The following is a 25,841-nucleotide window of genomic DNA, read 5'->3' on the forward strand; positions in this document are numbered from 1 at the left end:
ATGCTGCCGGGCCTGCTCCGTCCTATTGCAGGACGCGGATTTCGACGCGACGGTTCAGCGCGCGACCCTGGCTCGTGTCGTTGGAGGCGATCGGGCTGGTCTCGCCGAGGCCGGTGGCCTTCAGACGGGAGCCTTCGATGCCGGACGAGATCAGGTAGTTGCGCACGGAATCGGCACGCTTCTGCGAAAGCGTCCGGTTGTACGCTGCCGCGCCCACGCTGTCCGTGTGGCCGTTGATCTGGATCGAGAACGCCGGTGACTCTCGCAGGGTATCCGCGATGGCATCCAGGATGCGCGTGGCGTTCGGCGCAAGCTTCGCCGAGTTGGTCTCGAAGTTCACACCGCGGAGCACGAGGCGCTGATCAGCGGCGCAGCCGTTGCTCATGACCTGGGCACCGGCCGGCGTGTCGGCACACTGGTCCAGCTTGTCGCTGACACCATCGCGGTCGGCATCGGCCGCGCAGCCGGAGGCATCAACCGCGATGTTGCTCGGCGTGGCGGCACAGCGGTCGCGCGTGTCCGGAACGCCGTCACCGTCGGAATCCATCTCGCAGCCGGTGTCGTCGACCGGAACGCCGTTCGGCGTGCCGGGGCACTGGTCCACGTTGTCGCCGACGCCATCACGGTCGCTGTCGAACACACAGCCGCGCTCGTCGACGGAGGAGTTCGGCAGGGTGCCGGGGCAGCTGTCGAGGTAGTCCGCGACACCGTCGGTATCCGTGTCATAGGGGCAGCCACTGGCGCCAACCGGGATGTTCTTCGGCGTGCTGGGGCAGGCATCGTTTGCGTCCGCGACGCCGTCATGGTCGGCGTCCGGCGTGCCGAAGCCCAGCGCGCTGCGCAGGCCCACGTAGAGGTTGTGAGCGTTGTATTCGGTGTCGAAGCTGCCGGCGCTGGAGCCGAGGTCCGGGTCACCGCCGATGACATAGCGATAGTCCAGTGACAGGGCCAGCGCCGAGGTCAGCGGCATGGTGATGCCGGAGCCGAGCTGGAAGGCGGTCACGCGATCACTTTCGCCGAATCGCGGGTTGGCACCCACCGCGTAGTCCTTGAGCGAGTAGTTCAGGAAGCCGATACCGAATCCGAGGTAGGGCAGCAGCGTCTTGGTGGTACCGAGATTCGTTGTACCCAGGTCGAACCACAGGTTGCCGAACAGCTTGGCCGTCTCCACCTCGCCGGTGGCGTTGCTGCTGTTCACGTCGGCCTGACCCAGACCCAGCGAGACCTCGGGGCGCATCACGCCGGCCATGTCATAGCCCAGCCGTGATTCGAAGGCGAAGCCCGCATCGAAGGAATTGGTGAAGTTCGTGGGCGCGCCGACCGTGGACACATGGTTCGCCGACACGTCGGCGTCGGCGGGAGCGGTGATGCCGATGCCGATGTTGGTGTACCAGCCGGGTGCGTCGTCTGCCGCGAAGGTGTTGGATGCGCATAACGAAATGGCGGCAATCCCAGTCAGCCGCGCCAGACGTCCATAGATCATTTGTGATGTCCCCAAGGGTTCAAATGAAGAGGGATGCATACATTAGCCAAGTTTTTGCGGCGCGTCATACCCGTGGATAGCCCAACGTGCGGACTGCAACACGGAACTGTCCAGCTCGACGATGTCTCCGGGTTGCAGCGCCGCCACGCCCGCCGGTGTTCCGGTGTAGATCAGATCGCCGGGGCGCAGCCGCCAGGTTCGCGACAGGATGCTGATGATCCGCGGAACGGAGAAAATCATCTGCCGCGTATCGCCTTGTTGCCGCAACTCGCCGTTGACGCGGCAGGTGAAGGTGATCGCGTTCAGCGGCACCTCGCCGTTCCAGGGCGTGAACGGCCCCAGCGGCGCGGCGTGGTCGAATGCCTTGGCAAGTTCCCAGGGTTTGCCGTCCTTGCGCAGCCGATTCTGCTCGTCGCGCAGGGTCAGATCCAGGCCCAGCGCCAGGGCGTCGACGGCGGCCGTCGCTGCGTCGGGATCGACATGGCTTGCCTCGCAGCCGATGCGGACAACCAGCTCGGCCTCGTGGTGCACGGCGCCGCGGTCCGTGGGGATCACGACCGGCTGATCCGGTGCGACCAGACAGGAGGCGGGTTTCATGAAGACGACGCAGTCGCCGTCCTCGGGATGGCCCAGCTCACGGATGTGCTCCGCGTAGTTGCGACCGATGCAGAAGATTCTTGGGTCCATGAAGGCTCCAGGCCCTGAATACGAGAAAGCCGGCGACCCGAAGGGTACGCCGGCTTGTCGCGAAATACCGCGTCGGGCGTGTTACATCACCGCGGGGATGCCGAGTTCGCCCAGGCCCTTGGCCTCGTAGTTCTGACGGAACATCTGCCGCAGCTTCTCGGCCTGCGCGTCATAGGCGTCCTTGTCCTCCCAGGTGTCGCGCGGATCGAGAATGTCCGACGGAACATCCGGGCAACTGGTCGGGATGCGCAGCTTGAAGATCGGGTGGGTGATGTAGTCGACCTTGCCCGCGTCCAGCTCGCCTTCCAGCGCCGCGTTGAGCAGGGCGCGGGTGTGCTTGATGGAGATGCGCTTGCCGACGCCATAGACGCCACCGGACCAGCCGGTGTTGAGCAGGATGCAGCGCGAGTTGTGCTCCTTCATCTTCTTGGCCAGCAGCTCGGCGTAAACGCTCGGTGGCCGCGCCATGAACGGTGCCCCGAAGCAGGCGGAGAACGCCGCGGTGGGTTCGGTCACGCCGACCTCGGTGCCGCCCAGCTTGGCGGTGAAGCCGGAGACGAAGTGGTACATCGCCTGTTCCGGGTCGAGCACCGACACCGGGGGCAGTACGCCAAAGGCGTCCGCGGTGAGGAAGATGATGGTTTCCGGATGCGGGCCGCGCGCGCCGTCGGCGACGTTCGGGTTGCATTCCAGCGGGTAGGAGAAGCGGGTGTTCTCGGTGATGGAGCCGTCGGTCAGGTCCAGATCCTGCGGATCGGTTTCTTCAAGCGGCTTGCCCGGCAGCGGCGGCACGTTCTCGATGATCGTGCCCGGCATGGACAGCGCCGCGGCGATGATCGGCTCGGCATCCTTGTCCAGGTCGATCAGCTTGGCGTAGCAGCCACCTTCGAAGTTCGAGACGCCGGTGGCGGTCCAGGCGTGTTCGTCGTCGCCGATCAGTTCGCGGTCCGGGTCGGCCGACAGCGTAGTCTTGCCGGTGCCGGACAGGCCGAACAGCACGGCGCCGTCGCCGCGCTTGCCGACGTTCGCGGAGCTGTGCATCGACAGCTCGCCCATGCCCGGCATCAGGTAGTTCATGACCGTGAACATGGTCTTCTTGTTGACGCCGCAGTAGTCGGCGCGGCCGAGCACGAGACCGACCTGGTTCTTGAAGTCCATGATGACCGCGCGCTTGGACAGCGTGCCGTCGCGTTCCGGATCGCAGTGGAAGGACGGAACGTTGATCAGCGTCCAGCGCTTGGTTTCCTCGTCCTCGACGCCCTCGATATCGTGGGCGAACATGTTCTTGGCGAACATCGCGTGGGTGGCGTATTCACCGACGAAGCGATAAGGCACGGCGTAGGCCGGGTCCCAGCCGCAGTACACATCCTCAACGTAGAGGCGGGCGTTTTTCGCGTTCAGGTGGGCGACCACGCGTTCGAGCAGGGGCCCGAAATGCTTGGGGTCAAATTTCTTGAAGTCCTTCTTCCACCACACGCTGTCTTCGACCTCGGGCCAGGCGACGGCGAAGGTGTCCTGAACCGGGCGACCGGTGCAGGTGGGATCGGTGTAGTAGACCAGGGGGCCGTTCACGCCCAGCTTGGTGGCGTAGGCCTTGGGTTCGTCATCCGGACCATCGGCGCGGATGCGACCACGATCGTGGGCCAGCGCCTCGTTGAACAGCTCATCCTTGGAGAGCTGGTAGTGGTAGTCAACGGTGTCGAGCCCGAATTTATCTTTCAGCGTGCTCCGGAAATCCATGCGTCGTGTCCATAGAAAAGCCAACAAAAAGACCCGCCAACGGCGGGTTGAGTTCGGTTGCCATCGAAGAGGGGATCATCGTCAACGGCTCATGCCCTCGGCGCCGCCGGTGACGACCGGGGGGTCGGCAGTCGCGTCGCGGGGGGGTGTCTCGAGTGGGTGAGGACACGGCCAAGAAATTCGTGTCATCACCGCGAAAATCGGACGGAGAGGGTAACGTCGGGAGGCCCATATCGCAACCGAGGCGTCGGGGCAAGCTACTCAAGAATGGTGCGCTCGCGCCGTGTTGACCCTCGGTGGTCGTGGTCCTGACCGGGACCGCAGCTACGCGGGCGTGACCCGTTCCTTGTCCGAGCCGACCACGGCATGCGCGGCGTAAACCCGGGCCATCTTCGCGCCGGGATCGTTCTTCGCGCGCTGGCGCCGTCGCGCCGCCTGCTTGACGGCCTGGATGAAGTCCTGGCCCCAGGTTTCCAGGTCGTGATGCATGACGACATCGGCCATCTGCGCGATGCGATCGCGGCGCTCGGCATCGCCCAGGGTCAGTGCGCGATAGAGCTGATTCATCATGTCGACTTCGTCGTAGGGATTGGTGCGCAGCGCGCCCTGCAATTCCACCGCGGCACCGGCGAACTCGGACAGCACCAGCACGCCCTTGCCGCGGGTCAGGCCCTGCACGGCCGCGTACTCCTTGGCGACCAGGTTCAGGCCGTCACGCAGCGGCGTGATCCAGCCGACATCGGCGACCGCGTAGTAGGCCAGCACGTCCTCGAACGGCAGCGACCGGAAGAAAAAGCGCACCGGCGTCCAGTCCAGCTTGGCGAACCGGCCGTTGATGCGGCCGACCGACAGCTCGACCTGTTGCTGGATTTCCTCGTAGATCTTCATGCCGCGTGCGGCGGGGGTGACGACGTCGACAAAGGTCACCTTGCCGTGCAGCTCCGGATTCTCCTCCAGCAGTCGCTCAAAGGCTTCCAGCTTGGCGAGCGGCCCCTTGGTGTAGTCGAGCCGTTCCACGGACAGGACGACGCGTTTGCCCTTGAGTTCCTCGCGCAGCCCGGCCATGCGCTGCTGAACCTGCTCGCTCTCGATCAGGCCGCGGATGCGGTTGGCGCTGACGCCGATCGGGTGCGCGCCCATGTGGACGACGTGATCGTCCGACACCTTGATGCCGGTGGTCATCTCGTCCAGACCGAGGGCGCAGTCGTAGGTCAGAAAACGCGGTGCGCAGTTCTGCCGCTCCAGCACCTCCACCGGGAAGTTCGAGCGGACGACGTCGACGAAGTTTTCCAGATGACGCGGGATGTGGAAGCCGACGTAGTCGCATTGCAGCAGGCTGCCGACGATCTGCCGCCGCCACGGAATCACGTTGAAGATTTCCGACGACGGGAAATAGGTGTGGTGGAAGAAGGCGATGCGCAGGTCGGGGCGCATGCGGCGCAGATGCGCCGGCACCATCCACAGGTTGTAGTCGTGAATCCAGATCACCGCGCCCTCGTCGGCCTCGGCCGCGGTGCGCTCGGCGAAAATCCGGTTGATCTCGACGTAGTGGTGCCAGTCCTCGTGGTTGAAGCGCGTGCGTTCGATGAAGGTATGGATCGTCGGCCACAGCGCCTCCTTGGAGAAGGTCTTGTAGAAGCGCTGGACGTCATGCGCGGTCAGCGGCACGCGGGAGACGATCAGGTTCGGGTACGCGTCCTCGTCGACCACCGTGTGATCCTGGAACCCCTTGGGAGCGCGCGTGTCCTGTTGCGACCAGGCGATCCACATGCCGGTGCGCCCGCCTTCGAACAGCGACAGCAGGCTGGGCATGATCCCGTTGGGACTCTTGGGCCGGCGATGCTCGATCCGGCCGTCCACCTCGTGCTCCTCATAGGGAAGTCGGTGGTAGACCATGATCAGCTGGGACGAACCGCGCTCCTGGCGTGAGCGCGTCAGTTCCTCGATGGCCTTGGGGCCGAGGAACTGGAAGTAGCTGAATGCGTCCAGGATGCCGCCGGCGCCGGTGTGCTCCGAGTGGAACACCTGGGACATGCGCTGCGTGGCATCGACCAGCTTTTGTTCGGCGGCGCCGACCACCACGCCCTTGAAGCCGGTCTCGAACATCGGCAGGTCATTGAGCGTGTCGCCGGCGACCAGCACCCGATCCGGGTCCATCTCCAGCAGGGCGACGAGTTTCTTGAGAGTCGTCCCCTTGTTGATGCCTTTCGGGAGGATGTCCAGGTAGCGATCGGCCGAATGCAGCACCTCGCAGCCCAGCGGCTCGACGCGCTGACGCACCGGTTCGGCGTCGAAATCCGGCGGCACGAAGAACGAGCAGCGGCGCTGTTGCGGAACCTCCTGGCGCTCCAGGCCGGCAATGCCCTCGATGGCATCCAGGATCGCCGGCTCGCCCGGCCAGCACTGGTTGATCTCGGACTGGATCGGCTGCACCGGCTCCAGCGTGTCGCCGTGCACGATGGTCGTGCCGACGTCGCAGATCACGTATTTGGGCGTCGGAATGGTCGGATCGTAGATCAGCGGCAGGACGTGTTCGAACCCGCGACCGGTGACGAAAACCAGCGCCACCTCCGGTTGTCGGGGTAGAAAGCGGTAAAGACGCATACGGTCGGACTGCCGTCCGCCGAGGAACGTCCCGTCGAGATCAGTCGCTAGAAGCATTCATTCCTTGAGGGTGCGGATTGGGGGTTCGTGGCACGCCGCGAACGACCGTGAGTGCGGCGGCAACCCATCCGCCAGACCAATGTCAGCCGCGTGGCGCGTGCTGTTGAACCGTTCTATCAGTCTGCCTTGTGCGCTGCCGCATCTCAAACCGGCCACCATTCGCGTGCGGACCGGGACGTGGTTCAGCAGGGGCGTTCCATGTACTGGTGGTCACCGATTTCCGGGATGTCGAAGATCGGACCGACACCGCGGAAACCAAAGCGGGCATAGAAACCGATCGCCGGCTGCCGGGCGTTGCACCAGATGGTCCGGGCACCGCCGTCGACGGCATGGTCGATGGCTGACAGCAGCAGGCTGGCGCCGGCGCCCAGCCCGCGGATCTCCGGTGCCGTGGCCATGCCGCGAATGCGCCATTGCTGAGCCGGATCGCACTGACTGCAGCGTGGATCGGCCTCGGGAAAGATCGACACCACGCCGACGATGCGGCCATCGCGCATCGCCGCGAAGTGACCGACACGGGGATTGTCGTCTCCCGGAAACTGCGCCTTGCTCAGTGGCTGATGCGACCGCAGCAGCGCGTGCCGGACCGGCAGCACCTGGTCGATGCTCACGCGCACGATGGCGACGGCGGTCATGTGACGGCCTCCTTGCCCTTGAACTCGCAGAGATCGCGAATCACGCATTCGCCACACAGCGGCTTGCGCGCCTTGCAGGTGTAGCGTCCGTGCAGGATCAGCCAGTGGTGTGCATCCAGGCGGTACTCCTTCGGCACCAGGCGGACCAGCCGGTCCTCGACCTCGCGCACGGTCTTGCCCCGGGCGATCCCGGTGCGGTTGGACACGCGGAAGATGTGGGTGTCCACCGCGATCGTCGGCTGGCCGAATGCGGTGTTGAGCACGACATTGGCGGTCTTGCGGCCGACACCGGGCAGCGCCTCCAGCGCCGCGCGGTCGTTTGGCACCTCGCCGTCGTGGTGTTCGATCAACTGGCGGCACAACGCGATGACATTGCGCGCCTTGGAATTGTAGAGGCCGATGGTCTTGATGTACTCACTGAGGCCTTCGACGCCCAGCGCGGCGATGGCCTCCGGCGTGTTGGCGACCGGGAACAGCCGGGTGGTGGCCTTGTTGACCCCGACATCGGTGGCCTGCGCCGATAGCACCACCGCGACCAGCAGCTCGAACGGTGAGTTGTAGTTCAGCTCGGTCTCGGGCTTGGGGCGCTGCGCCTTCAGACGCTCGAAGATCTCGATCCGCTTGGCGGCGTTCACGGGAGTCCTGACGGGGTGAGTGGATTCAGGCGGCGTCGGGTTCGGCGCCCGCCGTGGTTGGCTGTGCGGCCGGTTTCGGCTGGCGCCGCTCCCAGGCGTTCTTCGCCGCGATCAGCAGGGCCAGACCGATGAATGCGCCGGGCGGCAGGATCGCGAGCAGAAAGCCGCGGAACTCCGGAATCACGGTGATCGTCCAGGATTCGGCGACCGGGCCGAAGAGCAGCTCCGCATCGGCCAGCAGCGTGCCGGCGCCCAGCAGTTCCCGCAGGGCGCCCAGGGCCAGCAGCGCAAGCGCGAAACCGAGGCCCATCATGAAACCGTCCAGCGCCGCGTGGGCCACCGGGTTGCGCGAGGCGAAGGCTTCGGCGCGACCGATGATGGCGCAGTTGGTGACGATCAGCGGAATGAAGATGCCGAGGATGGTGTACAGCTCGTGCAGCCAGGCGTTCATCGCCAGTTCGACCGTGGTCACGAACGCCGCGATCACCAGCACGAACACGGGAATGCGGATCTCGTCGCGCACCACATCGCGGATCGCCGAGACCGCGATGTTGGACGCGGTCAGTACCAGCAGCGTGGCCAGTCCGAGTCCCAGCGCGTTGACCACCGAGTTGCTGACCGCGAGCAGCGGACAAAGGCCCAGCAACTGGACCAGCCCTGGATTGTTGGTCCATAGGCCATTGCGGATGATGTCGGAGGTCGCGCTCATGGAGACGTGGGCGGCTGGGTGAACAGCAGGTTCTGGTTCTGCTCGAAGAATACCAGCGCCTTGCGCACGGCCTTGACCACCGCACGCGGCGTGATCGTGGCGCCGGCGAACTGGTCGAACTGGCCGCCATCCTTGCGCACCTTCCACTGCGCGGCCGGTGGCTGGTCCAGCGACAGACCGGCGAACTGCCGGATCCAGTCGCCGCGGCGGGTTTCGATGGCATCGCCCAGCCCCGGGGTTTCGCGATGATCCAGCACGCGGACGCCGGTCAGTACGCCGTCGGCGTCGACGCCAATCAGCAGACGGATGTCGCCGCTGTAGCCGTCGGGCGCGACGACCGGAAACAGCAGGGCGACGGGCTCATCGCCCAGCCAGGCGCGGTAACCGATCACCGGCTCATCGGTGCCCAGCAGGTCGGGGTCGCTCAGCGTGACGGTGTCGTCCAGCAGGGTGTTCGTATACCGGTCGGCGGGCAGCACCTCGTTCAGCGTGGCACGCAGTGCCGCCCGCTGCTGTTCGATGATCCGGTCGCGGGTCAGGGTCTCGGTACCGGCCACCAGCACGCCACCGATCACCGCGAACAGCGCGAGCAGGCCGGCGCTCACCGCCATCTGGCGGCGGATGCTCATGGCGTCGCCACTCATCGGCCGTACACGCGCGGCTGGGTATGGGCGTCGAGCAGCGGCACGGTCAGGTTCATCAGCAGCACCGCGAAGGCCATCCCGTCCGGGTAGCCGCCCCAGGTGCGGATCAGGTAGACCAGCACGCCGATACCGGCGCCGAAGATCAGCTTGCCGCGAGGCGTGGTCGCGCCGGAGACGGGGTCGGTGGCGATGAAGAAGGCGCCGAGCATCGCCGCGCCGCTGGTCCAGTGAAACCAGGGCGAGGCGTGGCGGTCCCCGTCGATCAGCCAGAACAGCAGCGCCATCGCGCCAATGCCCGCGAGCACGGCTGCCGGGATGCGCCAGCTGATGTCGCGGCGGAAGACCAGCCAGAGCCCGCCGAGCAGAAAGCCACCGTTGATCCAGGCCCAGCCGCCGCGCCCTGCCAGCCCGCCGACGGCTTCGTCGACGATTCGTTCCTGCGCCAGCCCGCTGCGCAGCGCGTCCAGCGGCGTCGCGCCGGTCAGCCCGTCCAGCCCCGCGGCGCCGAGCTGGCCGAACTGCGCCTGCAAGGTCGCGGTGATGCCGGTGGGTTGCTGTGTCCAGTAGGTCATCTCCGTGGGGAAGGAGATCAGCACGACGACGTAGCCGACCATGGCCGGGTTGAACGGGTTCTGGCCGAGCCCGCCGTAGAGCTGCTTGCCCAGGGCGATGGCGATGGCCGCGCCGATGGCGGTCAGCCACCACGGCGCCAGCGGCGGCAGCGCCAGCGCGAACAGGGCGGCCGTCAGCACCGCGGTCCAGTCGGTGAGAAAGGGTTTGAGCGGCCGGTCGCGCAGCCGCAGCAGCGCCGCCTCGGTCGCCAGCGCGGCGGCCAGCGCGACCAGCAGGTTGATCAGCACGCCGATCCCGAAGCAGATCACCATGGCCGCGGCGCCGGGAATCATCGCCAGCAGCACCCGACGCATGAGGCCGCCGACCGTTGGGCGCACCGGCAGATGCGGAGAGCTCAGCGGCTGGTTCACGGGTCCGTGCCCTCGGCGGGAGGTGGTGCGCCGTCCTGTTTCGCCTGGGCCTTGGCCTTGGCGCGGGCGATCGCCGCGGCGACCGGGTCGTCGGCCGGCTTGTCCGCGGGTTTGGCCTCGGAGGCTTGCGCCTGCTGTTCAGCGCGGGCGCGCAGAGCCGCTTTCTTCGCCTCGCGGGCGGCCTTCTTCTCGGCCTCTTCGCGCTCCAACCGTGCCAGCCGAGATTCGTGCCGCTGGCGTGCCACGTCGGCCTTGCGGCGGGCGCGCTCGTCCGCCCAGATCTCGGTCTTGGCGAAGCGGTAGTACTGCACCAGCGGGATATGGCTAGGGCAGACCTGGGCACAGCAGCCGCACTCGATGCAGTCGAACAGCTTGTAGTCCTGCGCCTTGTCGAACTCCTCGGCCCTGGCATGCCAGTAGAGCTGTTGCGGCAGCAGTCCGGCGGGGCAGACATCCGCGCAAGCGCCGCAGCGAATGCAGGGCATGGCTGGCGTTTCAGGGCGCAGGTCCTGCGGGCGTAGCGCGAGAATGCAGTTTGTCGCCTTGATCACCGGGACATCGGCGTTGGCGAGCGCGAATCCCATCATCGGCCCGCCCATGATCAGGCGGCAATCCGGATCGACCAGTCCGCCGGCCTGCTCGAGCAACTCGCTCACCGGCGTGCCGATGCGCACGCGCAGGTTGCAGGGGCTCGCGACGCCGGGGCCGGTGACGGTGACGACGCGCTCGGTCAGCGGCCGGCCGCGGGTCACCGCGTCCCGAACCGCCAGCGCCGTGCCCGGGTTGTGGCAGACGATGCCGATGTCCAGTGGCAGCCCGTGACTGGGCACCTCGCGGCCGGTGAGTGTCTGGATCAGCTGCTTTTCGCCACCCTGCGGATAGCGCGTCGGCACGGTGACGATGCGAATGCGCTCGTCGCCCAGGGTATCGGCGGCCTGTCGCAGCGCCGCGATGGCCTTGGGCTTGTTGTCCTCGACGCCGAACAGGCACTGGCGGGCACCCAGCGCGTGCAGGATCAGCTGCGCACCCTGGAGAATGGCCTCGGGCCGCTCGCTCATCAGCGCCTGGTCGCAGGAAATGTAGGGCTCGCACTCGGCGCCGTTGAGCACCAGTGTGTCGACCACGCTGCTTCCCGGATTGAGCTTGATGAAGCTGGGAAACGCCGCGCCGCCGAGACCGACCACGCCGGCCTGGCGCACGCGATTGCGCAGCGTCGTCGCATCCATCGCGAAACCGTCCGCGGGATCGTCGGGGGTGTGTTCATCGAGGCCGTCCGTTTCGATCACCACGCTGGCCGCGGACAGCCCGGACGGGTGCGGCACCGGTCGTTCCTCGATCGCCACGATGCTGCCCGACGTGGCCGCATGCACGGGGGTGGAGACATAGCCTTCGGCCGCCGCCAGCATCTGTCCGCCGACCACCCGCTGGCCGACCTCGACCATGACCTTGGCCGGCTGTCCCACATGCTGCGACACCGGCACGATCAGCCGGGTCGGGATGTCGGCGTCGCGGATCGGGGCATCCAGCTTGTGGGCTTCCAGATGCAGGCCGCCCGGAAAGTGCCCCAATGGTTTCACCACGGCGTTCACGCGGCCTGGCTGCGGTCGGGTGTGGGCCAGCGCCAGGTCGACACCGTGTCCTCGACCGGCAGCATGTCGATGCAGTCCACCGGGCAGGGCGGCACGCAGAGATCGCAGCCGGTGCATTCCTCGGCGATCACCGTGTGCATCTGCTGGCGGGCACCCAGGATCGCGTCCACCGGGCAGGCCTGAATGCAGAGGGTGCAGCCGATGCACTCGTCCTCGCGGATGAACGCCACCGTGGGCACCGGCTTGGCCGTACCGTTGTCCGGGTTCAGCGGCTTGGGCTCGCGGCCCAGCAGTTCGGCGAGCTTGATCACGCCGTCCTCGCCGCCGGGCGGGCACTGGTTGATGTCCGCCTCGCCGCCGGCGATCGCCTCGGCATAGGGTCGGCAGCCCGGGTAGTTGCACTGGCCGCACTGGGTTTGCGGCAGGATCTTGTCGATCTGGTCAACCAGCGGATCGCCCTCGACCTTGAAGCGCACGGCGGCGAAGCCGAGCACCAGCCCGAACACCGCGGCAAGCGCGGTCAGCGCGAGTATGGCCGCGATCATGGTCACACCAGCCCGGTGAAGCCCATGAAGGCCAGCGACATGATGCCGGCGGTGATCAGCCCAATCGGGGCGCCCTTGAACGCCTCCGGCACGTCGGCGACGGCGAGACGCTCGCGGATCGACGAGAACAGGATCATCACCAGCGAGAACCCGACCGCGGCGCCGAAGCCGTAAAGGGCGGATTCGATGAAGCCATTGGCCTGCCGCACGTTGAGCAAGGCCACGCCCAGCACCGCGCAGTTGGTCGTGATCAGCGGCAGGTAGATGCCCAGCACCTCGTAGAGCAGCGGGCTGGACTTGCGTACCACCATCTCGGTGAACTGCACGACCGCGGCGATGACCAGGATGAAACTGATGGTGCGCAGGTAGCCCAGGCCCAGCGGGTCGAGCAGATAGGTCTCGACCAGATAGGCGCTGATCGCCGACAGAGTGAGCACGAAGGTGGTCGCTCCGGCCATGCCGATGGACGCGGACAGCTTGTTGGACACGCCCATGAACGGGCACAGGCCCAGGAACTGCACCAGCACGAAGTTGTTGACCAAAACGGTGCCAACGAGAATCAGCAGGTATTCGTTCATGGGCCGTGCTTCTCTGGCGAGTGCTCGGTGACCGGTCCCGCCCGCCGAAACGGGCCGGGGCAGCGGTCTACTTCACGCGTGAACCCGGCGTCGCGCCCGCATCCGGGCTGACGACGAAGATGCCCTGGCCGTCGCCGGCCGCGATCACCATGCCTTCCGACACGCCGAACCGCATCTTGCGAGGTGCCAGATTGGCCACCAGCACGACCAGCTTGCCGACCAGATCTTCCGGCGCATAGGCGGACTTGATGCCCGCGAAGACGTTCCGCGTGCCCAGCTCGCCGACATCCAGCGTCAACTGGATCAACTTGTCGGCACCGTCCACCGGGGCGGCCTCGGCCACGCGGGCCACGCGCAGGTCCACCTTCATGAAATCGTCGATGGCGATCACGTCGTCGTCCTTCGTCGCCGGTGCTGCCGGAGCCTTGGCGGCCTCGGCCATCTGTTTCGCGGCATCCTGCATCGCGGTCACCTGCTTGTCCTCGATTCGTGTCATCAGCGGCTTGAACTTGTTGATTCGCTGTCCGGCCAGCGGCCGGCCGATGTCCGACCATTGCAGCGGTGCCAGATTCAGGAAGGCCTCCACATCGGCTGCCATCTTCGGCACCACCGGCTTGAGATAGGTTGTCAGGTCGCGGAATGCGGTGAGCGCCGTCGTGCACACCCGGTGCAGGTCGGCGCCGCGTTCGGCGTCCTTGGCGATCACCCACGGCTGCTGTTCGGCGATGTAGGCGTTGACCGCGTCGGCGGCCGCCATCGTCAGTCGCGTGGCCTTGGCGAAGTTGCGGGCGTCAAAGGCAGAGGCGATCTCGTCGGCGGCGCCGGCAACCTGCGACAGCAGTGCCTGGTCGACCTCCGAACCCAGCTCGCCGTCGAAGCGCTTGGTGATGAAATTCGCCGTGCGGCTGGCGATGTTCACGTATTTGCCGACCAGGTCCGCATTCACGATCTGCATGAAATCCTGCAGGCCGAGATCCATGTCCTCGATCGAGCCGGTGATGCGCGATGCGTAGAAATAGCGCAGCGGCTCCGCCGGAAGGTGATCCAGCCAGGTCCGCGCGGTGATGAACGTACCGCGAGACTTGGACATCTTTTCGCCGTTGAGCGTGATCATGCCGTGGGCGAACACGCCGGTAGGCGAGCGGAAGCCCGAGGCCTCCAGCATCGCCGGCCAGAACAGCGCGTGGAAATAGATGATGTCCTTGCCGATGAAGTGGTACACCTCGGCGTCGGAGTCCTTGCTCCAGATCGCGTCGAAGTCTACATCCGCGTCGCGGGCCGCCAGATGCTTCAGGCTGGCCATGTAGCCGACCGGTGCGTCTACCCAGACATAGAAATACTTGCCCGGCGCGTCGGGAATCTCGAAGCCGAAGTAAGGCGCGTCGCGGGAAATGTCCCAGTCCTTGAGGCCGGCCTTGAACCATTCGGCCAGCTTCGGGGCGACCGAGTCCTGGACCACGCCGGATTTCAGGAAGTCCCGAAGATAGCTCTCCATCGCCGGCAGGCGGAAGAAGAAGTGCTCCGAGGATTTCTGCACCGGCGGCTCGCCCGAGACGACCGACACCGGATCGATGAGATCGGTGGGTCGATAGGTCGCGCCACAGGCCTCGCAGTTGTCGCCGTACTGCCCCGGTGTCTTGCACACGGGACAGCTGCCTTTGATGAAACGGTCGGGCAGGAACATGCCGCGTTTGGCGTCGTAGGCCTGCTCGACGTCCCGCGATTCGATCAGCCCCGCGTCACGCAGGCGGGTGTAGATCAGCGCGGATAGTTCCCGGTTCTCGTCGGAATGGGTCGAGTGGTAATTGTCGTAGGCGACGCCGAAGTCGACGAAGTCACGCAGGTGCTCGTTCTTGAACCGGGCGATCAGCTGCTCCGGTGACACCCCTTCGGCCTCGGCCTTGAGCATGATCCCCGAGCCGTGCGCGTCGTCCGCGCAGCAGTAGATGACCCGGTTGCCAGCCATTCGCTGATACCGCACCCAGGTGTCGCTCTGGACATGTTCCACCATGTGGCCGAGGTGAATCGGACCGTTGGCGTACGGCAATGCGCTGGTGACGAACAGGGTGCGGGACATGGCCCCAGGGCTCCGCTCAAAAAGGGCGGCGGATTATGCCACAGGGGCGGCCCCCTTCCGTCCGCGGCTCCGGTCAGCGCCAACGGGGCGTTTCACCGGGTTCAAGTGGTCGGTCTCTGGCGGCAGCCAAGCGAAATGTCGTTGATCCGATACAACATAAGTTCTTGTCGAGAAAGCACTAAAACTGCTTGTCGGGGTGTTTTGTCGCCCACAGGAGACAGATTGGGGGTGTTTTTCACCTTGTGCCGGTAAGAAAGTGACCGTGAACGTTATCAAATCATTGAATTAAAAGAAGAAAAATGAAATGGCACGGCGCTGGCAACAAGGCTGGCAAAGCGGCACTGATGGACGTCGTCCAACGAGTACCGCCGCTGGCATTCGTCATGAACAAAAGGGAACGAACAATGAACCAGTCGAACAAGACAACGCGTTGGGAGCGCTGGGTGGCCGTCGGTCTGATGTCCGCCTGTGCCGTCTCCCTCCAGGCTTGTGGTGACGTGGATGGTTCGAACACGGGCGGCGTTGATGAAACGTCTCCGTCCACTGAAGTGGCCGAAGCCTGTTCGAGCTGCGGAACCATCACCGCGATCACGCCGGTGAAGGTGGATGGCGAGACCACCGGCGCGGGCGCCGTGGCCGGCGCGATCATCGGTGGCGTGGTTGGCCATCAGTTCGGTAGCGGATCGGGTAACGATGCCGCCACCGCCGCGGGTGCCGTAGGCGGTGCCGTCGCCGGAAACGAGGTCGAGAAACGTCGCAACTCCAGCATGGTGTACCAGGTGACCATCGACATGGAATCCGGTGGTGATCGCACCGTGAGTCTGGCCTCCGCGACCGGCTTCAGTGTCGGCGACGAGGTGCAGGTGTCGGGTGACCGTCTCGTCCACATCTAGATAGAACGTATGGCGTGCCGTTTGATCTAAGCGGCACGCGTGGCCGGCCCGGTCGGAGACCGCGCCACTGCGTGAATCATTCAACTCAGGAGTAACAACGTGAAGGGAATAACCATGAAGAAAATCGCCATGCTTGGGGGCGCAGCGCTGCTGGCCGTAGGTGCGTCGGGCTGTGTGACGACCAGCGACCTGGAAGAAATCCGCGCGATGGCGGAGCAGGCGCAGCAGACCGCTGACGCGGCGGACCGCAAGGCCGTGGCCGCTCAGAGCACCGCCTCCGAAGCCAATGCGCGCGCTGCTCGCGCCGAAGAGGCTGCTGCCGCTTCCCAGAAGTGCTGCCAGGCCAATACCGAGCGCATGAACCGCATGTTCGAAAAGACCATGCAGAAGTAACGGGCAGCGAAAGGCGTTGATCCGCGGCCGGCACCGTCGGCCGCGGAACCCCCTCCCGACCTGAACGACAAGGACATAACAATGATGATTTCGCGTCTTGCCAAGCTGACGGGGATCGTGGCGCTGGGTTGCTCCGCGACCGCGTTGGCACACAACTACACCTACATCGACGCGCTGTATCTGAACACCGACCCCGACGTCGGCGACGACTACGACGGCTTTGGCATCGGCGGCGCGGCGGCGATCAGCCCGGATCTGCACCTGTTCGGTCAGATTTCCGACCAGGACGAACTGGAGCGTCTCACCGCGGGTTTGGCCCTGAACCACAACCTGCAACCGGGTCTGGACCTGGTCGCGGGAGCCTCTTTCGAGTCGATCGAGATTGGAAACAGCGATGACACCGGAATCGGCCTGCGTGCCGACCTGCGCTGGCTGGTCCCGAATTCGCGGTTCGAGTTGTCGCCGGGTCTGCGCTATGTCGATCTCTACGATGACGGAGACACCGCGCTGCGTCTTGCCGGCCTCTACGGCATCACCCCGCGCGTGAAGCTTCAGGCGGCGATGGAATTCGCCGATGATGCCGACACGGTGTCCGCCGGGGCTCGCTTCGAGTTCTGATCATGGCGGTCCGAGAGCAAACGCTGCGCACGGATGTCGACGCGCACGACCGCAAGGAGCGGGCGCGTGAGCGGCGTCACGCGTCGATGCACGGACGGCCCGAGCATCAGGAGCGGATTCGTCGCGCCGTGCATGATGCGCGGCGCGGCCGGCTTCGCCGGGCGTCCGAGAGCTTCGTCCGCTTCGGCGTCGGCCTTGCCTGTGGGTTGCTGATCGCGCGGCTGTTCGTGCTGCCGTTGCAGGTGGGGCCGGCTTCGCTGGTCGAATGGATCGCCACGCTGTCCGCTCCGCTGGCCACGCCGTTCTCGGGTTTGCTGCCGTCCGTCGACGTGCTCGGCGCAGCCGTGGATCTGAGCGTGGTGCTGGCGATCGCCGTCTACTGGCTCATCGGGCGCGGCATCGTCAGCGGCCTGCGACTCATGCTGGGCGAGCAATCGCACGGCAGTCACTGGAATTCCGACTCCCCGTTCGGCGGTTCCCGCTCCTAGGGAAGCACTGATTTATTCACGCCGCCAATTGGTGGTGTGAATAAATCAGTGCTTCCCTAGCGGCCGCCGTATCGGGGGTCGGTCAGGTTTCATCCGGAGGTTCGATTGCCACTCCCCCCTCCCCGCAAACCGTCGAACGTCACGTTCGCTGGTTGAGAGCCCCGGATGAATCGAGGCGGCCTTCGGGCCGCCTCTCTTTTTTGGGTACGGCTCAGGCCGGGGTTCCGCTGGCGGGCCGTGGAAAACGCTAGAGCGGTTCGTCGCCCGCGGTCGCCGATTCCGCGCCGTTGACCGGAACAATGCGTTCCGGTTGCGCAAGCAGTGGGATCTGCGCGGGCATGCCGACTGCGGACGTCGCGATCTCGCGCACCCGGTCCAGGTCGACCACCACGCCAGGCCGTTCACCGATGGCCGCGGACAGTGCGGCATCCAGCGTCTCCAGCGTGGTCGCGTCCGGTGCGCCGGGCACCCACGGCGAATGCGCTTCCATCCACAGCTGATCGCCGGACCAGCGGAACTTGTAGGGCTGGTTCACCAGATCCACGCGGGTGTCGACGCTGACGTTGTCGTACAGCCAGGCGATGTCGGCCGGGTACATGCGGATGCAGCCATGGGTGACCTGCATGCCGATGCCGGCGGGTTTGTTCGTGCCGTGGATCAGATAGCCCGGCAACCCGAGGCGCAGGGCGTGCTGGCCGAGCGGATTGTCGGGGCCGGCCGGAACCACGTCCGGCAGGGTCTCACCGCGCTCCAGGGCCTCCTGCCGGATCGATTCCGGTGGCGTCCAGGTCGGGTCCTTGATCCGGCTGATGATGCGGGTCGTGCCCAGCGGAGTGCGCCAGTCCTGGCGGCCGATGCTGATCGGAAAGCTCACTACCCGGGCGCGCTCCGGAATCGACTCGTCGGCGAACAATGCGTAAAGCCGCATCTCCGCCACGTTGATCAGCAGGCGAGTTTCACCGGGGACCGGGTCCGGCGCCGACCAGCGGGGCAGCAGGTGCTGGGCCGGCAGGATCACAGTGCGCCCGGTGCCGGGCAGCCAGGGATCGATGCCCGGGTTGGCCAGGCGGATTTCCTGGAAGCCCACGCGAAAGCGGCGCGCCATGTCGACGACGGTGTCCTCGGCGGTGACGATCCGCTCGATCGGCTGACCGATGCTGGGAGGAAAGCTGACGGCCGCCGCGCCGAGCAGCCAGAGTCCGCTGATCATTCCTTGAAGTCGCCCGGATCCACGTCGTGGCGGGCGAGCAGCTTGTAGAACTCGGTGCGGTTGCGCTCGGCCATCCGCGCGGCCTGCGACACGTTGCCGCCAGCGATCTTCAGCAGCTTGACCAGATAGTCGCGCACGAACTCGTCGCGCGCCTCCGCCAGCGGGGTGATGCGATGCGCGGCCTGTCCCAGCGCGCGGCGGACCAGTTCGGCATCGATCACCCGCCCGGGCGCCAGCGCGACACAGCGCTCCAGCACATTGGACAGCTGGCGGATGTTGCCCGGCCAGTCGGCGCCGACCAGCCACTCCAGCGCCTCGGGCGCCAGCACCTTGCGGCGCGTGTTGCGCGTCAGCCGGACCAGCAGATGATCGGCCAGCAGCGGGATGTCCTCGCGGCGTTCGTCCAGCGGCGGCAAGTGCAGCGTGACGACGTTGAGCCGGTACAGCAGATCCTCGCGGAACCGGCCCTCGCTGATGGCCTTGCCCAGGTCCTGATGGGTGGCCGAGAGCACGCGCACGTCGACGTTGATCGACCGGGCGCTGCCCACCGGGCGGATCTGCCGCTCCTGCAACACGCGCAGCAGCTTGACCTGCAACTCCATCGGCATGTCACCGATCTCGTCCAGGAACACCGTACCGCCCTCGGCGGACTGGAACAGGCCCGTGTGGTCGCGGGTCGCGCCAGTGAACGAACCCTTGGTGTGCCCGAACAGCTCGGATTCGAGCAGGTCGGCCGGAATCGCTCCGCAGTTGATCGCGATGAACGGTTTCTTGCCACGTGGGCTGGCGTTGTGGAGCGCCTGGGCCAGCACTTCCTTGCCGGTGCCGCTGGCACCCTGGATGAGCACGCTGGAATCGGTCTCGGCGACCCGGCGCGCGTCTTCCAGGACCTGCAGCATCCCCGGGTTGGCGGTGATGATGTCGCTGGCCCATTCCTGGTCGCCATCGGCCGATGACTGCGCGACCGCGCTGCGCACACGATCGATCAGTTCGGCGTGATCGACGGGCTTGGTCAGAAAGTCGTAGGCGCCGGATTGCGTGGCTTCCACGGCGTCCGGAATCGTGCCGTGGGCGGTGAGCAGAATCACCGGCAGGCCGGGATAGTGCTCGCGCAGGTGCTCCAGCAGGCCCATGCCGTCCATGCCGTCCATCTTCAGGTCGGTGACGACGATCGAGGGCCGCTCACGGCGTACGCTCGCCAGCGCCGCCTCGGCGCTTTCCGATTGCTGAACCTCGAATCCCGCGGAGCCCAGGCGCATCGCCAGCAGCCGTCGCAGCCCGTCATCGTCATCGACCAGCAGGATTGTCGGGTCACTCATTCCGCGTAGTCCCGGTCGGTGGATCGCTCGATGGAGGTCAAGGCGTTGATCTGTTCCTTCATGTTCTGAATCGTCCGGTCCTTGGCGGTGGCTTCCGCTTCCAGTCGGGTGACACGGGTGTGCAGCGTCTGTTGTTCCGCGTTCCAGGCCCTCAGTGTATCCCGCGCCGAAATCAGCAGGCGCTCGCTCCAGTTGTCCAGCTGGATGTCGTCGTCCAGCAAGGCCGCGAAATGCGTTTCGGCCTGCGTGGCGTCGAACGCCGGGTGTCCGGGCCGGGCGGTCAGCAGCGCCAGGCGGGCGTGATCGCAGGGCGGCATGCCGCTGTCCTCGGCGAATCGGAGGCCATCGGCCGCCGCTTCCAGCTGCGTGGGCGTGTAGCTCGCCATCGTCGCCGCGAAGGTGAACAGGCCGGGGCAGCCGTAGACACCGTCGCGCGGTTTGGCGTCCGACGTGCTGATGATGGGTCCGCTGGCACCGGGCGGGGTCGCGCCCGGGTATTTCTGCGGCAGCAAGCCACATCCGACCATCAACAAACTGCCCGCCAGCGCGAGTCCGACCAAGCCTGCTTTCATAGTGTTTTTGGTGCCTGCAGGGTGAACAAGGCCCCGCCGTTCGGGCCGGAGTCTACGTGGACAATCCCGCCATGCCTACGCATGCAGGTTGCGACCACGGCAAGACCGATGCCACTTCCGGCCAGCGGACCGCGACCGCTGCGGGAGCCCTGGACGAACGGCTGGAAGATCGTGTCCCGATCCGCCAGATCCACGCCCGGGCCGCTGTCTTCCACAGACAGCCACCAGGCATCTTCGTTCTCGCCTCCACGGACGATTACCTCGCCGCCCTCGGGCGAATACTTGATGGCATTGGACACGAGATTGCTCACTGCGAGCTGCAAACTGTCGGCATGACCCAGGATGCCGATATCTCGGGTCTCGTTGGAGATTTTCAACTGGCTGGCCCGGGCGGCGAGCCGATGGCCCGTCAGAACCTTGTCCACCAGCGCGCGCAGGCGGATCGGTTCCATCTCCGGGGTTTGCGTGGCGTCGGCCCAGGCGTGGAACTTGAGCAGGTTCTCGATCAGCCGCTTCAGCTGGTCCGCGCTTACGGACAGGATGTCCAGCACCTCCAGCTGTTCCGGACTCGGCGTGCCGATCACGCCGTCATGCAGCAGCGCGAGGCCCTCCATGAAGCTGGACAGCGGCGTCTTCAGCTCGTGCGACATGTGCTGCAGGAAGCGATCCTTTTCCTGTTCCATCGCCAGCAGCTGCTGACGCATCCAGTCGAGCTGGCGGGCGAGTTCCACCAGTTCGGCCGGCCCCTCCACCTCGACCGGCCGATCCAGCCGGCCCCGGCCCATGCGACGAATCGCCACGGAGAACTGCCGGATCGGGCGCACGGTCAGGTAGGTGAAGATGATCGCCAGCGCGATGGACGCGGGAATCAGTGCCACGGTTGGCAGGGCCAGCTGCCGCCTTGCCCGGTCGGCCTGTTCGTTGACGGCGCGGACTTCCTGGTCGACGTAGTCGTTGATCTCGCGAACCACACTGCGCCGGTGCAGGTTCAGGTTGCCGAGATCCGCCAGCGCTCCGCGCGCATCGGGCAGACCACCCTGGAGCTCCTCGGGCAGTTGCTCGATGGTCTCGCGGATGGTGATCAGCGGCAGCAGGGAAATCGCGTCGGGGAACAGGCCCAGCGCATCCAGCGTGGTCTCGACCGTGGCGATGCGCTCCCGGACGACCTGGAGACCCTCGTCGTCCTGCAGGATGGCGTACTGACGGGCGGCTCGGTCCAGCGCGTCCAGCTGGTCGCCCAACGCCGCGCCCAGGTCCACCAGCGAGGCCGTGTCCGCGACCAGGCGCTGGGACTGCTGCGTCAGGTCGCCCACCGACCGGTAGGCGACCGGAATCGCGACCATCAGCGGCATCGCGACGAGCAGGTAGCCCGTCGCGACCAGCGTGAGCATGGACCGCGGACGAAAGCGGAACATCAGGGGCGTGCCCGTCGCCGGAGGGTCGGGAACGCGGGATTTTCGGCGCAATCAGTCGCTCGATGCATACCGGCAAGTCTACCCGAGCCAGGGAACGGTCCGACCGGGTGATACACTCGCGCGCCAGCCGCGGTCGGCGGACCGACCGGCCGCGCTCAGGCAGCAACCCAGGAGTCTTGACCATTTCCACCGAGGCCATTGCCGCCGCATTGGCGGCCGACCGGATTCCCTATCTCGACAGTGACTGGATCAGTGCCGGAGCCGTCCGCGTCAACGACGGCCAGCGGCTGGATCTGGTGCTGGGCTTTCATCTCGGCGACCGTCACGAGGCGACGCTGGAGCACCTGCGAGCCATCTGCTCGCGGGCCGCCGGTCGTCCGGTCAATGTCAGTCTGAGCACGGAGATCGGCACGCACGCGGTGCAGGCCGGCCTGCGTCCGCTGGCGCGGATTCACAACATCATTGCTGTCGCCTCCGGCAAGGGCGGCGTGGGCAAGTCCACCGTGTCGGCCAACCTGGCGCTGGCGCTGCTCGCCGATGGTGGCCGTGTGGGGCTGCTGGACGCCGACATCTACGGCCCCAGCCAGCCACGGATGATGGGCACCAGCGAACGGCCCCAGTCGCCGGACGGCAAGACCATGCTGCCGGTGATGGCGCATGGGCTGGCGACCATGTCCATCGGCTACCTGATCGATGCCTCGGAGCCGACCATCTGGCGCGGCCCGATGGTGACCCAGGCCCTGCAGCAACTGCTGACCGAAACCCAGTGGCCGGAGCTGGACTACCTGATCATCGACCTGCCGCCGGGCACCGGCGACACTCAGCTCTCGCTGGTGCAGCGGATTCCCGTGAGCGGATCGGTGATCGTGACCACGCCGCAGGACATCGCGCTGCTCGACGCCCGCAAGGGCCTGGAAATGTTCCGCAAGGTGCAGGTGCCGGTGCTGGGCGTGATCGAGAACATGGCCTACCACCGCTGCGGCAACTGCGGCGAGGTCAGCCACATCTTTGGCGAAGGCGGTGGCCAGCGGCTGGCCGAGGCCACTGGCGTGCCGGTGCTGGGCCAGTTGCCGCTGGATGCCGCGATTCAGCTCGCGGCCGACGGCGGGCGGCCGACCGTGATCGCCGAGCCGGCGTCGGACAACGCGCAGGCCTACCGCGAGATCGCACGCCGAACCGCGGCCGGGCTGGCCGGGCGGGTGCAGGGTCAGGGCTCGCGCTTTCCGGACATCGTCATCGTCGACGACTAGAGCGACGTTCGTGATTCAACGACCAACCGAGGCAGGCAGGGGAAGATGAGCATCAAGTCCGATCGCTGGATCCGGCGCATGGCGTCCGAGCAGGGAATGATCGAGCCGTTCGCGGACACGCAGGTGCGCGCCGTCGACGGGCAGCGCATCGTCTCCTATGGCGTGTCCAGCTATGGCTACGACGTGCGCTGCGCGGACGAGTTCAAGATCTTCACCAACATCAATACGGCCATCGTCGACCCCAAGGCCTTCGACGAGAAAAGCTTCGTCGACTTTCAGGGTGACTGCTGCATCATCCCTCCCAATTCCTTCGCGCTGGCGCGGACCATCGAGTACTTCCGCATCCCGCGCAGCACGCTGACGATTTGCCTGGGCAAGAGCACGTATGCGCGCTGCGGCATCATCGTCAACGTTACGCCGCTGGAACCCGAGTGGGAGGGCCACGTGACGCTGGAGTTCTCCAACACCACCCCGCTGCCGGCGAAGATCTACGCCAACGAGGGCGTGGCGCAGATGCTGTTCCTGGAATCCGACGAGATCTGCGATGTGTCCTACGGGGACCGCGCCGGCAAGTACCAGGGCCAGCGCGGCGTGACGCTGCCGAAGACCTAGGGAAACCGCGGTGCCGAGGGTTCGTGGTCCACGCGCAATGCGTTCACCACGAAGCTCACGGCGTGATAAAGCCCGGCGAGCATGACGATCTCCACCAGTTGATCATCGGCATAATGCTCGGCGAGCCGGGCCCACAGGGTGTCCGGAATCGACTGCCGCTCGTGCAGGGCATCGACACAGCCGATCAGGCAGCGCTGCTTGTCGGTCCACAGGTTCGGGTCGATGGCCTGACACACGGTGTCCTCCACCTGCTCCCGGCTCAGGCCGGCCGCCGCGGCGAAGCCGGCGACGTGCACGCCCCATTCGTATTCGGCCCGGCAGCGCGCGCAACTGCGCAGAATTACCAGTTCGCGATCGGCCAGGCTGATCGACCCCTTGTCCAGCAAGCCGCCGGCGAGCATGCGCTCCAGTACCCGCGGGTTGTGGGCCACCGTGGCGAAGATGTTCAGCACGGGCATGCCGTCGGGCAGCAGCGCATCCAGCATGGCCTGGGCCTTGGCGGAATAGGGTGGCGGTAATGGTTTGAGTCTCGGTGCGTCCATGATAGTTTTGCTACTGGAAGTGTAGCGATAAACGCTACTCAATGTGTAGCGGCCAGGCAAGCACCGTTCGTCCGCTCATGGATCGAGACATGTCCTCACCACCGATCGCTCAAATCGTCGCGTTGCTGGGTCGCAAATGGCTGATGCGCGTGATCTGGGAACTGCGTGGTGATCCGCTGAGCTTCCGCCAGCTTCAACAGGCCTGCGGTGACATTTCACCCACCGTGCTGAACCAGCGGATCAAGGACCTGGTCGCGACCGGTCTGGTCGAGCGGCAGGCCGATGGCTACGCGCTGACGGCATTCGGGCGTGATCTGCTGGAGGTCTACAAGCCGCTGTCGGAATGGGCCGGGCGGTGGGTGGAGGCGACCGGCGGCTACCCCTGAACCGTCGATTCACGGACAAGCTCTCAGTGCCCGGCCGCGGCCGATGGGCCGGGCTTGAAGCGAAACACGGGGTAGGGCGCGTGCTCGGCCACCGAGTCTGGTGGGCGGGCAATGACCTGATTGAGCGCTGAACCGGTGACGTAAAGCCAACCATCGGGGCCGAATGAAAAGCCGTCGGGCCAGCGCAGGCGCTCATCGCGGATCAGCGTGGTCAGTTCCCGTTCGGTGTCGAGTTCGATGATGGCCGAGTGCTCGGGGTCGGACAGGTAGATGTTGCCGGCGTCGTCGGTGGTGATGCCGTCGCTCATGGTCTTGAGCGCGTAGCGCTCGACGCGGCCGGCGACGGTGGCGGGCTCCAGCGCTTGATCGTCGAGATAGCGCGTGGCGACGCGGTAGAGATGGTTGCTGGTGATTGGGGCGAAGTACAGCCAGCGGCCGTCGCGGGACAGCGCGATCGAATCGACACCGGGCCGGATCGCGACCAGTCCGAAGGCCTCCATGCGCCGGCCCTGCACCATCGACACGTAGCGTTCGGGTACGACGCTTTCATGATGCTCGATGACCCGGCGGGCCAGCTTGGCGTCGATGTCGTAGACCAGCACCGCCGGGTCTTTGCGGAACAGGCTGGCATCGGCGATGTAGATCGTCCGACCGTCCGGACTCACCTGGAAATCGTTGAGATGTGAGCCCAGCGGCGCCATCTCGCGCGAGAAGCGGTAGCGGTGGACGAGTGCCCCGGAGCTCAGGTCGAAGCCGTAGAGGGCCGGGTGGTCGAGACCGTGATGGCCGTTGTCCAGGGCCCACAGCCGATCCTGACGGTCGATGCGGATAGACAGCACGTTGCGGAAGCCGTCGTCATCTCCACTGGGATGCTGGAACGCCTCGGACGGCCAGGGCCTGGCCTGTCCGTCGACCCATTCGATGACGCTGATGTCCGGCCGCGCCTCGGGGTGCAGGGTCAGGAACAACCGACCGTTGCGCGAGACCGCGACATTGCCGGGCGGCGTGTCCAGCTCCGCGACGATCTCCAGGGTGCCGTCGGGCAGGGCCGCGGCCGTGGTCCGGTCGGGAAAGGCTCCACCACCGCCGTAGACGAGCTTGAGGACCAGCGCGGCCGCCGCGAGCAGACCGAGCAGCGCGCCGGTCAGTCTGAGCAGCCATCGGAGCATGCAGG

At 66.2% G+C, this 25,841-nt stretch carries 26 protein-coding genes; 7 read left to right on the plus strand and 19 right to left on the minus strand.

Annotated features, from left to right (window positions below):
• Positions 1-22 precede the first annotated feature (22 nt).
• The 13 genes from ABNS06_RS06105 to metG form a co-directional block, all read right to left on the minus strand.
• On the minus strand, positions 23-1,483 hold the full coding sequence (locus ABNS06_RS06105; protein WP_348673241.1) for an OmpA family protein: 1,461 nt from the start codon (positions 1,481-1,483) through the stop codon (positions 23-25).
• A 42-nt stretch (positions 1,484-1,525) separates the two neighbouring features.
• Positions 1,526-2,170, minus strand: a complete 645-nt coding sequence (locus ABNS06_RS06110) for a fumarylacetoacetate hydrolase family protein (protein ID WP_348673242.1) — start codon at positions 2,168-2,170, stop codon at positions 1,526-1,528.
• Between the two features lie 81 nt (positions 2,171-2,251).
• Positions 2,252-3,910, minus strand: coding sequence for a phosphoenolpyruvate carboxykinase (ATP) (locus ABNS06_RS06115; protein ID WP_348673244.1), 1,659 nt, complete (start codon positions 3,908-3,910; stop codon positions 2,252-2,254).
• A 324-nt stretch (positions 3,911-4,234) separates the two neighbouring features.
• Complete coding sequence (gene ggpS / locus ABNS06_RS06120) at positions 4,235-6,571, minus strand: glucosylglycerol-phosphate synthase (protein ID WP_348673245.1); 2,337 nt, start codon at positions 6,569-6,571, stop codon at positions 4,235-4,237.
• Positions 6,572-6,756: 185 nt separating this feature from the next.
• Positions 6,757-7,209 (minus strand): GNAT family N-acetyltransferase, encoded by a 453-nt coding sequence (locus ABNS06_RS06125; protein WP_348673247.1) that lies wholly within the window; start codon positions 7,207-7,209, stop codon positions 6,757-6,759.
• Positions 7,206-7,844 (minus strand): endonuclease III, encoded by a 639-nt coding sequence (gene nth, locus ABNS06_RS06130; protein ID WP_348673248.1) that lies wholly within the window; start codon positions 7,842-7,844, stop codon positions 7,206-7,208. Before nth ends, ABNS06_RS06125 begins: the two co-directional genes overlap by 4 nt.
• Positions 7,845-7,869: 25 nt before the next feature.
• The gene (locus tag ABNS06_RS06135) at positions 7,870-8,553 is read right to left on the minus strand and encodes an electron transport complex subunit E (RefSeq protein WP_348673249.1); all 684 of its coding nucleotides are present in this window, start codon (positions 8,551-8,553) and stop codon (positions 7,870-7,872) included.
• Positions 8,550-9,182 (minus strand): electron transport complex subunit RsxG, encoded by a 633-nt coding sequence (gene rsxG, locus ABNS06_RS06140; RefSeq protein WP_348673250.1) that lies wholly within the window; start codon positions 9,180-9,182, stop codon positions 8,550-8,552. The genes ABNS06_RS06135 and rsxG overlap by 4 nt, the downstream gene beginning before the upstream one ends.
• An 11-nt stretch (positions 9,183-9,193) precedes the next feature.
• Positions 9,194-10,180, minus strand: coding sequence for an RnfABCDGE type electron transport complex subunit D (locus ABNS06_RS06145; protein ID WP_348673251.1), 987 nt, complete (start codon positions 10,178-10,180; stop codon positions 9,194-9,196).
• Positions 10,177-11,769 carry an electron transport complex subunit RsxC gene (rsxC, locus tag ABNS06_RS06150; RefSeq protein ID WP_348673252.1) on the minus strand — a complete coding sequence of 531 codons (1,593 nt, stop codon included), beginning with the start codon at positions 11,767-11,769 and terminating at the stop codon, positions 10,177-10,179. The genes ABNS06_RS06145 and rsxC overlap by 4 nt, the downstream gene beginning before the upstream one ends.
• Positions 11,766-12,320, minus strand: a complete 555-nt coding sequence (gene rsxB, locus ABNS06_RS06155; protein ID WP_348673253.1) for an electron transport complex subunit RsxB — start codon at positions 12,318-12,320, stop codon at positions 11,766-11,768. Before rsxB ends, rsxC begins: the two co-directional genes overlap by 4 nt.
• Entirely contained in the window at positions 12,317-12,892 is a 576-nt protein-coding gene (gene rsxA, locus ABNS06_RS06160) for an electron transport complex subunit RsxA (protein ID WP_348673255.1), read from the minus strand. Before rsxA ends, rsxB begins: the two co-directional genes overlap by 4 nt.
• A 67-nt stretch (positions 12,893-12,959) precedes the next feature.
• Positions 12,960-14,969: a methionine--tRNA ligase gene (gene metG / locus ABNS06_RS06165; protein ID WP_348673257.1), complete on the minus strand. Its 2,010-nt coding sequence runs from the start codon at positions 14,967-14,969 to the stop codon at positions 12,960-12,962.
• A 404-nt stretch (positions 14,970-15,373) separates the two neighbouring features.
• Between metG and ABNS06_RS06170 the strand changes: the two genes are divergently transcribed.
• From ABNS06_RS06170 to ABNS06_RS06185, 4 genes are all read left to right on the plus strand, one after another.
• Entirely contained in the window at positions 15,374-15,862 is a 489-nt protein-coding gene (locus tag ABNS06_RS06170; protein ID WP_348673258.1) for a glycine zipper 2TM domain-containing protein, read from the plus strand.
• Positions 15,863-15,976: 114 nt separating this feature from the next.
• Entirely contained in the window at positions 15,977-16,255 is a 279-nt protein-coding gene (locus ABNS06_RS06175; RefSeq protein ID WP_348673260.1) for an Lpp/OprI family alanine-zipper lipoprotein, read from the plus strand.
• Positions 16,256-16,336: 81 nt separating this feature from the next.
• Positions 16,337-16,873: a hypothetical protein gene (locus ABNS06_RS06180; RefSeq protein ID WP_348673261.1), complete on the plus strand. Its 537-nt coding sequence runs from the start codon at positions 16,337-16,339 to the stop codon at positions 16,871-16,873.
• 2 nt (positions 16,874-16,875) lie between these two features.
• Positions 16,876-17,361, plus strand: coding sequence for a hypothetical protein (locus tag ABNS06_RS06185; RefSeq protein WP_348673263.1), 486 nt, complete (start codon positions 16,876-16,878; stop codon positions 17,359-17,361).
• A gap of 247 nt (positions 17,362-17,608) precedes the next feature.
• On the opposite strand, the gene ABNS06_RS06190 is transcribed toward ABNS06_RS06185, so the two are convergent.
• Genes ABNS06_RS06190 through ABNS06_RS06205 form a run of 4 tightly spaced genes read right to left on the minus strand, consistent with a single transcriptional unit; the run spans position 17,609 to position 21,877 of the window.
• On the minus strand, positions 17,609-18,571 hold the full coding sequence (locus tag ABNS06_RS06190) for a L,D-transpeptidase family protein (protein ID WP_348673265.1): 963 nt from the start codon (positions 18,569-18,571) through the stop codon (positions 17,609-17,611).
• The gene (locus tag ABNS06_RS06195) at positions 18,568-19,890 is read right to left on the minus strand and encodes a sigma 54-interacting transcriptional regulator (RefSeq protein WP_348673267.1); all 1,323 of its coding nucleotides are present in this window, start codon (positions 19,888-19,890) and stop codon (positions 18,568-18,570) included. Before ABNS06_RS06195 ends, ABNS06_RS06190 begins: the two co-directional genes overlap by 4 nt.
• Positions 19,887-20,462, minus strand: a complete 576-nt coding sequence (locus tag ABNS06_RS06200; protein WP_348673268.1) for a hypothetical protein — start codon at positions 20,460-20,462, stop codon at positions 19,887-19,889. The genes ABNS06_RS06195 and ABNS06_RS06200 overlap by 4 nt, the downstream gene beginning before the upstream one ends.
• The gene (locus ABNS06_RS06205; RefSeq protein ID WP_348673269.1) at positions 20,459-21,877 is read right to left on the minus strand and encodes a HAMP domain-containing sensor histidine kinase; all 1,419 of its coding nucleotides are present in this window, start codon (positions 21,875-21,877) and stop codon (positions 20,459-20,461) included. The genes ABNS06_RS06200 and ABNS06_RS06205 overlap by 4 nt, the downstream gene beginning before the upstream one ends.
• A gap of 176 nt (positions 21,878-22,053) precedes the next feature.
• Here ABNS06_RS06205 and apbC point away from each other — a divergent pair, with 176 nt between their 5' ends.
• Complete coding sequence (gene apbC / locus ABNS06_RS06210) at positions 22,054-23,127, plus strand: iron-sulfur cluster carrier protein ApbC (RefSeq protein ID WP_348673270.1); 1,074 nt, start codon at positions 22,054-22,056, stop codon at positions 23,125-23,127.
• A gap of 45 nt (positions 23,128-23,172) precedes the next feature.
• Positions 23,173-23,739 (plus strand): dCTP deaminase, encoded by a 567-nt coding sequence (gene dcd, locus ABNS06_RS06215; RefSeq protein ID WP_348673271.1) that lies wholly within the window; start codon positions 23,173-23,175, stop codon positions 23,737-23,739.
• On the opposite strand, the gene ABNS06_RS06220 is transcribed toward dcd, so the two are convergent.
• Entirely contained in the window at positions 23,736-24,281 is a 546-nt protein-coding gene (locus ABNS06_RS06220) for a carboxymuconolactone decarboxylase family protein (RefSeq protein ID WP_348673272.1), read from the minus strand. The genes dcd and ABNS06_RS06220 overlap by 4 nt on opposite strands.
• 89 nt (positions 24,282-24,370) lie before the next feature.
• Between ABNS06_RS06220 and ABNS06_RS06225 the strand changes: the two genes are divergently transcribed.
• Positions 24,371-24,667: a helix-turn-helix domain-containing protein gene (locus ABNS06_RS06225; RefSeq protein ID WP_348673273.1), complete on the plus strand. Its 297-nt coding sequence runs from the start codon at positions 24,371-24,373 to the stop codon at positions 24,665-24,667.
• Between the two features lie 23 nt (positions 24,668-24,690).
• Here the strand turns inward: ABNS06_RS06225 and ABNS06_RS06230 are convergent, their stop codons facing one another.
• Positions 24,691-25,836 carry an L-dopachrome tautomerase-related protein gene (locus ABNS06_RS06230; RefSeq protein WP_348673274.1) on the minus strand — a complete coding sequence of 382 codons (1,146 nt, stop codon included), beginning with the start codon at positions 25,834-25,836 and terminating at the stop codon, positions 24,691-24,693.
• Between the last annotated feature and the right edge of the window lie 5 nt (positions 25,837-25,841).

The sequence above is a fragment of the uncultured Abyssibacter sp. genome, assembly GCF_964000955.1.
GTDB lineage: Bacteria > Pseudomonadota > Gammaproteobacteria > Nevskiales > OUC007 > Abyssibacter.